The sequence below is a fragment of the Patescibacteria group bacterium genome (assembly GCA_028707065.1).
In the GTDB taxonomy this organism is placed as follows: Bacteria; Patescibacteriota; Patescibacteriia; order Patescibacteriales; family WJLG01; genus JAQTUZ01.
Genome location: JAQTUZ010000005.1, coordinates 46,047 through 55,603, shown reverse-complemented (window position 1 = coordinate 55,603; position 9,557 = coordinate 46,047). Strand labels below are relative to the sequence as shown.

Below are 9,557 nucleotides of genomic sequence, written 5' to 3'. Positions count from 1 at the left end.
GTTTATCCACAGGCTCAAGCAAATTTCGAATTTCAAATTTCTAATTTTGAGCTTATTCATTCTTTTTTTAGCCAAAATTAAAGGGAAAAGATATTAAAAGGTCAATAGGCTAATAAAGATAGACAGGGGGTTATAATTTAAACTGAATTATGGTATAATAAAACGAGGAGATAAAATTATTCTGAACGCGTCCTAAGCAAGCTATCGCTTAAGCGGAATAGGAGGCTATTTTTAAAGTATTTATAAATAATTATTTCCCGACGGTCGGCTGGTAAGGCAAGAAAAAAAATATGAAAATTTCAAGACGAAAATTTATCATCGGATTGCTCATGCTCAGCATGCTGTTGATGTATGGTTCGGTTCCCCGGGTCACTAACGCGATATCAATGGAGAGTGTCAAAGATACGATTTCCAGTTCCGATGTATTGGAGGCCAACGTCACGCACACGATCGTCGCTTCGACCACCCAGGCGATCGGCGCTAACGGCTATATTGAAATAATTTTTCCCGCGGCTTTCACTGATATTTCGTCGGGTAATTTAATCTGTCCCAACGCGGGAGACGAGGGTGGAACCGGCAACACCGTAACTTGCGCTTATACGGGAGGTCTGGCCGTCGGCCTTTACACGATCACTTTGAGCGGGACTACCAATCCGGCCACGGTCGGCAGCCAGTTGATCACCATTAATACTAAGGCCAGCGGCGGAGCGCTGATCGAGCATTCCACTTTCCGCGTGGCGATCGTCAACAGCGTGGCCGTAACCGCGACTGTCGAAGCTTCCTTGACTTTTACGATTACCGGCATAGCCTCGACCACTTCCACTTCGGTTAACGGCGTTCCCTGCACCGCCTCCTCGACTTTTAATACTTTAGCTTTCGGAGTTCTTACTCCGGGAGTCGAAAAGACCATGTGCCAGAAATTGAATGTCACCACTAACGCCAATTATGGCTATACGGTCACGGTCGAGCAGGATCATAATTTGCTAGCCAGCAATGGCGCCGATATCGATTCATTCAGAGACGGCGCGGCCGCCTCCACCACGCCCTTGGCCTGGGCGCCGCCGACCGGTGTTTTGGGCAATGCCCACACTTACGGCCATCTTGGCCTGACCAGCGGCGATACGGTTTTAAGCGACGGCAATCCTTTCGCCGGCTCGCTTTACAAAGGTTTTTGGCACACGACTCCGGTTGAAGTCATGTATCATAACGGCCCTTCTGATGGTTTAACTACCGGCATCGGCTCGTCAACGGTGGCTTATTCCATCGAGATCAGCGCCCTGCAGGAAGCCGGCGATTACGCCAGTACGCTGACTTACATCTGCACGCCGACCTACTAAAATATTTTATCAAAAAATAAAATCGCTGGTTGAACACCGGCGGTTTTTTTGTTTGTCCCCTCCTCGGGAGGGGTGCCGAGCCCGGCGAGGCGGGGAGGGTATATTCCTGACATTATTTAAAAATATTTTGAAAATTATTGGAGGGTGGATAAATAAAAATAACAATAATAAGGAAGAAGAATAAACCCACCCCGTCCGGCCAGGGGCCGGCCACCCCTCCCAAGAGGGGACTTCCACCCCGTCTCGCTACGCCCGAGGCGGACAAGGCGGCGCGGCCACCCCCCCACGCATCGCTTCGCTTTGCGGGGCAAGCAAGAGGGGAATTATAAATGGTTTGTGGTATTCGAGTATAATTCGTGGTATTCGCGTTATATTTTTGCACAGTTTAGTAACAATTCGGCAGTTGAGAAAATGTCCAAGGATTGCTATAATATTATTGATAATTCAATGAGATGGTTGTAAAACCATCTCAATAAGAAAAGACGGCTGGGAAAAGAGGATCCTGTCGTTGAATCGATATTCGACGACAGCACCCACGGAAGATCAGCCGGTGTTATTATTTATGCTAAGGGAAAAAAAATTGGCGATTTGGGGATTAATGGCAATTTGTTTTTTAATGCCATTTGGCGCGGCCAAGGCGGCGGATGCCAATCAAATCACCATTAAGGTCACGCCATCGATTCTGGAAGAAATGGTCAAACCCGGCGATGTGCTTACTAGCGCGATCACTTTAACCAATCAATCGGATAAAGAGATAACTTTTTACGCTTTCTTGAAAGATTTTAAAGCCGCGGCCGAAGATGAAAGCGGCAAAGCGGAATTGATCGTGCCCGGAACCGAGGCAGGCAATTATATTTCTTCCTGGATAAATATTTCGACCGACGGCATTGTTCTTTCACCCGGGCAAGGCCGGGCGATCCCTTTTACGGTCAATGTTCCTTCCAATGTCGGGCCGGGCGGGTATTACGGAGCGATCGTTTTTGGCACCCAAGCGCCGAAACTCAAACCGGGCGAGGCGGAAAAGGGCGCCGCGATCGGCGTGGCCGAACAGGCGGCAGCTTTGCTTTTATTGCAGATAGAGGGCGTTGCCGATGAACGCGCCGATATCCGCGAATTCAAGACTGATAAAATTTTTTACGCCACGCCTTTTTCCGTGAATTTTTCCGCCAAAATTCAAAATTTGGGCAACGTGCATATCAAGCCCATGGGTGTGATCGAAATCAGCAATATGCTGGGCCGCAAGGTGGCGGTTTTGCCGGTTAACGACAAGGGGGGAAATATTTTGCCGAAAAGCGCCCGTTTGTTCGCCGCTAACTGGAAAGACAGTTTCGGTTTCGGCCGTTATCAGGCAGTACTGGTTTTAAGTTACGGCACGCCCGCCGAATTGGGAGGCGAAGGGCGAAAAACTCTGACGATGTTTTGGTATTTTTGGATCTTCCCCGTCAAAATACTCGTTTCGGTCGGCGCGAGCCTCTTGGTTTTGATCACTCTTTTTCTGATTTTTCTGCGAGTTTATCGGAAAATGGCGATCAACGCGGCCTTGAAGAAGATGGGCTTGCGGGGCGGACAAATTTTAACCAAGAAAAAATCGCCGCGCGAGAAAAATGAAATTGCGCTGACCTTCTTGATTTTATCGGGAATCGCGGCGGCGGTGATCGCCATCCTTTACTTTATTTTATTTTAACTGTTTAGCGGCGGATAGTTTTTAATCTATAATTCCCCGCGAGCAAACTGCGGGGCATAAAATAACCGCGAGAGTCGGCCGGATAACGGAGCGACCCGAGCACCTTGGAAAAGGGAGTCTTGATCCCGCCGCGGCGGGACCATCAAGGGTTTTCCCCTCAATTTGAATAAAATGCGCCTATTGCAAAAATTAATATTTTTTAGTCTGCTGTTGCCGGTGTTTTTTTCGCCCGCGATCGTTTCCGCCGATACCATTTTTGATTTAAGCGTTACGCCGGCGGTGATCGACGTGGCCGCTTGCGAAAAGGGGAGAATCTGCCTGGAGGAAACTATCGCGATTAAAAATAATTCCGCCGCTCGGGCCGATGTTTACGCGCAAGTCAACGATCTTTCGCCTGCCGCGGGCATAATTCCTTATGGCGATCCGTCTGATCTTCCGGCTGATGCCTCACTGGTTCGCTGGATCGATTTTTACCGCGCGGTGATCGAAATTCCGCCGGGCGAAACCGCGACGCAAACTTTGCGCATCACCGCCAGCCCTAACGCCCGGCCCGGAAAATATCACGCGATCATTTCTTTTCCCGCCGGCGGCAATCTGCCCGAGGCGCAAGCGAGCGATCAAAAAATGAACGCCGCGAAAGTGCAGATCAATCTGGATCTGGTCGAGCATCAGGTAGAGCAAGCGGAAATTAACCGCTTCCAGCCGGCGAGCGCTCTTTTTACGAAAAACAATATCAGCTTTGTTTTAAAGATAAAAAATATCGGCAATCAGCCGGTGGCGCCAACTGGCGAAATAATCATTTACAATAAAGGCGGCCAGGAAGTCGGTTCACTGTCGATCGCCGGCGGCACCATTGCTCCCGACGAAGTAAAAGATTTTTCCGCCGCGGGCAAGCTTGCTCTTGGGCCGGGAAAGTTCAAGGCCATGCTTAATCTTGATTACGGCCAGAATAACGGGAAAAATCTGACCGATATCGTTTACTTTTCCTATTTGCCCCTGGCTTTGTTTATCGCTTTATTGGCGATTATTTTGGGATTGCTTTACGGCGCGGCCTGGTTCATCCACAAAAAAAGGCAGGAGAAAAGATCAGTCTCACCTATGGAAAAAAACGGCGATGAGCTTGAAGCCGAACCCGGCTCCGTTCCTCGCCACCACCATAAATACGTGATTAACTTAAAAAAATAAACGAGGGGTTAAATTTCCCTAAGCCCATGAAAGCCATGATTGAAAAAATTTTTTTTATAATATTTTCATTTTTTTTAATTTTCACCCCGGGTTTGGTTTGGGCCGCCAATGACTCTGCTTTGGCTTTGACGATCACGCCGCCGCTGATGAAGATTAATATGGAGCCGGGTGAAAGTTTGGCCACGGCCGTTAACGCGGTTAACAATAATAGTTATCCGGTGACCGTTTACGCCAAAATAGTTGATTTCGCGGATAACGGCAACGGCGAAATAAAATTTTTAAATAACGGCAATTTGCCGGAGACGCCGGAAAATAAAAGCGTTTATTTAAGCCAGTGGATCACTTTAAGCCAGGAGAAACAGGACTTGCCGCCGTTCCAAACCGCCACTTTTTCTTTTTCGATCGACGTGCCGCTCAACGCCCAGCCCGGCGGGCATTACGCGGCGATTTTGATCGGCACCAATCCGCCGGCGGAAACGGCCAAAGGCACGGAAATAAAAGTCACCTCTTATATCTCTTCGCTGATTTTGGCCAGAGTGGCCGGAGCGATCGAGGAGAAAGGGATGATCAGGGAATTCACTTTTAGCAACCGGATCTATCGGGGCGGCGAGGGAAATTTCCGCGTGCGTTTTGACAATTTGGGCAATGTCCATCTCGCGCCGACCGGCGATATCAGGATTTTCGACATGTTCGGCAAACAGCAGGGGGAAATCCCGGTGAATATCGCCAGCGATTTCGGCAATGTCTTGCCCAAAGGCGAACGGACCTGGGATAATTTGAAATGGTCGGGCGATAATTTCTTTTTGATCAATCGCTATCGGGCGGAATTATCGCTTTCCTATGGCGAGCAGGCCAAACAAACCGAATTCGCCACTTTCTTTTTCTGGGGATTTAATTGGCGCTGGCTCTCGCTCATCGGCGGCGGCTTATTGCTCTTCCTTGTTTTGATTTTCATTTTCGTGCGCTATTATATCCGCCGTTCGGTGAAGGGTCTGGAAAAGCAGTTGAAAGCCGCGGAAACAGCCAGAAAAAAAGCCGAGAAAAAAACGATCAAGGAAGCCGGGGCGGCTGAAAAATTGGAAGAAAAGAAAGTGATTGATTTGAGGAAGAAATCATAGTAATTAGTTAATTAGTTGATTGGGCACTTAGTCTGCAGGTTCATCAATTTTGTTCAATAAAATATGGCGATCGAAATTTAATGATTTAAAAAATGAAACAATATTTTAAATTTTTGGCCGAGTCAAATCCTTTAAAAATTTTCTATTGCACAACTAATTAACCAATCAACCAATTAACTAATACCTGTTTTTAATGTCCGAAGTATTGGATTTAAAACATAAGGCAAGGTCAACCGGCGGAAGGCAAGATTCCGGGCGTTTTGAGTATCAAGAAAAGGGCGGAAAAAGAAAATCTGGCTGGATAAGGTGGCTGATCGTGATGATCGTCGCGGTGGCTTTGACGACCGCCGGGATCAAGGCGAGCGACAGTTTGTTCGGCAACAAGGCGAAAAATAATTCTCTTTGTCCGGCCGAGATGGTTTTTATTCCAGGTTCGACCGGCGGTTTTTGCCTGGATAAATATGAAGACGCGGCCGGCAATGGCTGCTCTTTCAAGGATCCGGCCAATCAGGACCAAACCAGAACTAATTTGGAAAACCAGTCTTGCCAGCCGGCCTCGCAAGCGGGCTTGATCCCTTGGCGCTATATTTCGCAAAATCAGGCGGCGGTGGCCTGCGCCAAAGCCGGTAAGCGCTTGCCCACCAACGAAGAATGGCTGGCGGCCGCGTTGGCCACTCCGGATAAGAATAGCAATTGGGGAGCTGATGATTGCCAAGTGGCCAATAATTGGGTCAAACAGCCGGGACCGGCCGGCTCGGGAAAAAATTGCGTTTCGGGCGCGGGCGCTTATGACTTGATCGGCAACGTCTGGGAATGGGTGGAAGGGACTGTCGAAGACGGAAAATATCAGGGCAACGCCCTGCCTGACGACGGTTATATCAAGGGGGTGAATTCCCTGGCCATGCCCACTGATACCAATTCGGACCAAGCTGATCCTAATTATTACGATGATTATTTTTGGATAAAAAAGACCGGCTCCCGCGGCATTGCGCGCGGCGGTTATTGGGGTAATAATGATCAAGCCGGGCAATATTCCGTCTATCTGGTGACGCCGCCGTCCGAAGCGGGCACGGGCACGGGATTCAGATGCGCGAAATAGCCGGTTAGTTGATTAGTTAATCGGTTAATTAGTCTACAATTTTACAACTTTATAAAGAAAGAATAAGACTGTTGTTTATTTTTAAACATGAAATAATATTTTAATTTTTTTATATCACTAAACTTATTAAGTTGTAAACTAATTAACTAATTAACCAGTTAACTAATTCCCAATGTTTTTCTTCATTAAAAAAATTTATCACTCGGCGCTGATCTTTTGCCTGGCGGTGATTTTATCGTTTTTTCTGTTTTTTCTTTTTCTCCATCCCCTGAATTTGGTTTTTTTCTTGGGTAATAAATTGAGCGCGGCCACGGGCATCAACAATTCCGCCACCGTGGCGGTGAACCCGATCAACCAATTGGCGCTGCAGCTTGACGAAAAGGAAAAACAGCTTAACGCCAGAGAACAGGCGCTCAATGATCAGGAGGCGCAAAGGCAGAAGCAGGACAACTTTTGGAATAGCGGTTTGCTTTTGGCTATTTTTCTCGCGCTGGGCATTTTGGCGGCTTTAGTAGTCCTTAATTTTTATTTTGATCGCCGCCGCGAAAAGGAATTGGAAATTCTGGCCCAATGGGAGAGGAAGGAAGCGCCGCCGCAGGAAGAGAAAAAAGAGAACAATCTTCAAAATGAGAATGATTTTCAAAAATGATCACTGGTAAAAAATTTAACAAAATCAGTTATTTTTCCAGAGCCGGCCGGATAAGTCGCTTTCATGATAGAAATGGACTTATCAAACAGGTCCTGGGCGGCTTTATTTGTTTGCTGGCCGTTTTTTTGATTTCGGCCTTTTCCGCCCGGGCCACCAATTTATATCAAGCCTATGATCTGATCAACAGTTCTCGGCCGGCAACTTCAACTAATCATCTGGTTAATTTTAATACCGCTCAAGCAGTGCCGCCGGGAGGAAAAATTGTCATTAGCTTCGCCAATAACGGCTTGGCCATCCCAGCTCTGTTCGATTATTTTGATCTGGATCTGGCCGTGGCCGCTTCCGGGACTGATATTTTTCTCAATCGCCAGTTGGGCGATGTGGCCGCCACCAGCACCGACGGCGTGGCAGTTACTGCCGGCCAGGGAGGAAAGATCACCATCACTTTGAATTCTTCCACGGGCATTGCCGCGCATGATCGAGTGCGGATAAAAATGGGCAAGAACGCCGCCTTTGGCGGTTTGGGCGTAAATCAGATCATCAACGCCTCCAGCGCCGGAAGCTATTGGCTTGATGTCAAGACTTATAACGCGGCCGACGCGGTCATTGATAATGTCCGAACTTTCGTGGTGATGGTCGAGCCGGTCGCGGTGAGCGCGGGCTTGATAAAAATTCGCGCCAACGGTTTGCCGACCGGCACTTTGACCGCGCAAACAACGCAGACGATCATGTCCTTAACGACCAACTATGACGCCACTTGCCGCTATAGCGTGGCGAGCGGGACGGATTATTACGACATGACCGATGAATTTTATACTTCCGACGATCTCTATCACACCATCATGATCACCGGTTTATCCAGCGCCCGCTGTTTTTCCTATTTTGTCCGCTGTCACGATACTGTCGAAGACACGGTGAATTTTGACGATTATCTCATTCATTTTTGCGTGGCCGCGCAAGGCGAGGGCGGCACGGGCGGCGGCACGGGCGGCGGCACGGGCACGGGAACCGGCGGCGGCACGGGCGGCGGTGGCGGCGGAGGAGGCGGCGGTGGCGGCGGCGGAGGCAGGGGTTCGGGCAGCGGTTCAGGCACGGGCATCCTCAAGCCTTTTCCTCTCCAAAACGTGCAATTACCCAGCGTGGCTTTGAGCGGCTATGCTTACCCCGGCTCGAGCATCGGCGTTTCCCAGGATAGCCAGTTATTGGGATCGGTGCTGGCCAGGCCTGACGCCAGTTTTTTTGCCGAGGTCGGCAGCCTGAAAAAGGGATTATATACTTTTACCCTGGTGGCCAAGGACACCGAAGGGATAAATTCGATCGCCTATCCCACGACTTTTTGGATCGAGGCTAACACGCAAACGAATGTGACTAATATTTTGATTCCGCCGACGATCAAATTGGCCAGCACGACAATTGAGCTGGGCCAAAATATTTTCGTTTCCGGACAAAGCGCCCCCAACGTGTGGGTGATCGTCCAAATGAACGACCCGGGCAAAAAATTACTAAGCGCCAAGAAAGAAAAAGTTAGCGCCGACGGCCGCTGGAGTTCGATTTTTCCCACCGCCGGATTGAGCCGGGGGATTTATGAATTAACGGCGCTGACTTCTTATGCCAAGATCGGTTCAAGCACTTTGAGCCAAAAAGTCCTCTGCGGCGTGGGTCAGAAGCTCGAGCAAGGGCCTTGTTCCCGCTCCGACATCAACAAGGACGGCAAGATCAATTTGGTCGATTTTTCCATTTTAATGTATTACTGGGGAACGAATAATGCCAATGCCGATATCAATCAAGACGGCAAGATCAACCTGGTCGATTTTTCCATCATGATGTATTGCTGGACCGGTTAATAAAGCAAGAAGTAAGAAGTAAGAAATATCGAAAAATTTGGCTATTTTGTTGTTTGATTTTTTTGTGTTATAATAAGATTAGGATTTTATTTTTTATATTTAAAGATATTCAAAAAAATTCTTACTTCTTACTTCTAACTTCATAATTTTTAAATTTATGTCTTTTTTAAGCAAAATAAAGAAAAAAACCGAGGCGGTCGACATTGAAGAAGGGGAGAAGCTGCCGAAAAAAATATTGGATGAAGATTCTACCGAGCATTTGCAATTGGATGTGGATATCTATCAAACTTCCTCGAAGATCGTGGTTTTTGCGCCGATTGCCGGCGTGAAAACCGATAAGCTGGACATTTTCGTGGAAAGCGAGAACGACGTGATCACTATTTCCGGCAAAAAAGAAATTCCCAAATTGATCAAAGACGAAGACGAAGAAAAAGAATATCTTTGCCAGGAAAACCGCTGGGGAGAGTTTTATCGCCAGATAATCCTTCCCGAGGAGATCAATGTCGCTAAGATCGAATCGATCATCGAAAACGGGGTCTTGGTTTTGAAATTGCCGCTCTTGCGCATCCAGTCCAGAGGAAAGAAAAGGATCGAGGTGAAGGAGATGGAAGAGGAAAATTAATATCCAATATCAAATAATA

8 protein-coding genes are annotated in these 9,557 nt (G+C 47.9%); all 8 read left to right on the top strand.

Going from position 1 to position 9,557, the window contains the following annotated elements:
- The first annotated feature begins 290 nt into the window (after positions 1 to 290).
- The 8 genes from PHE24_02760 (at position 291) to PHE24_02725 (ending at position 9,538) form a co-directional block, all read left to right on the top strand.
- A complete protein-coding gene (locus tag PHE24_02760; GenBank protein MDD4902035.1) occupies positions 291 to 1,337 on the top strand; it encodes a hypothetical protein in 1,047 nt (348 codons plus the stop codon).
- 562 nt (positions 1,338 to 1,899) lie between these two features.
- A complete protein-coding gene (locus PHE24_02755) occupies positions 1,900 to 3,021 on the top strand; it encodes a hypothetical protein (GenBank protein MDD4902034.1) in 1,122 nt (373 codons plus the stop codon).
- Between the two features lie 171 nt (positions 3,022 to 3,192).
- A complete protein-coding gene (locus PHE24_02750; protein ID MDD4902033.1) occupies positions 3,193 to 4,206 on the top strand; it encodes a hypothetical protein in 1,014 nt (337 codons plus the stop codon).
- A 35-nt stretch (positions 4,207 to 4,241) separates the two neighbouring features.
- A complete protein-coding gene (locus tag PHE24_02745; protein MDD4902032.1) occupies positions 4,242 to 5,324 on the top strand; it encodes a hypothetical protein in 1,083 nt (360 codons plus the stop codon).
- 193 nt (positions 5,325 to 5,517) lie between these two features.
- A complete protein-coding gene (locus PHE24_02740; protein ID MDD4902031.1) occupies positions 5,518 to 6,423 on the top strand; it encodes an SUMF1/EgtB/PvdO family nonheme iron enzyme in 906 nt (301 codons plus the stop codon).
- Positions 6,424 to 6,595: 172 nt separating this feature from the next.
- Positions 6,596 to 7,072: a hypothetical protein gene (locus PHE24_02735; GenBank protein MDD4902030.1), complete on the top strand. Its 477-nt coding sequence runs from the start codon at positions 6,596 to 6,598 to the stop codon at positions 7,070 to 7,072.
- Positions 7,069 to 8,916 (top strand): dockerin type I repeat-containing protein, encoded by a 1,848-nt coding sequence (locus PHE24_02730; protein ID MDD4902029.1) that lies wholly within the window; start codon positions 7,069 to 7,071, stop codon positions 8,914 to 8,916. The genes PHE24_02735 and PHE24_02730 overlap by 4 nt, the downstream gene beginning before the upstream one ends.
- A 157-nt stretch (positions 8,917 to 9,073) precedes the next feature.
- Positions 9,074 to 9,538, top strand: coding sequence for an Hsp20/alpha crystallin family protein (locus PHE24_02725; GenBank protein MDD4902028.1), 465 nt, complete (start codon positions 9,074 to 9,076; stop codon positions 9,536 to 9,538).
- Positions 9,539 to 9,557 lie beyond the last annotated feature (19 nt).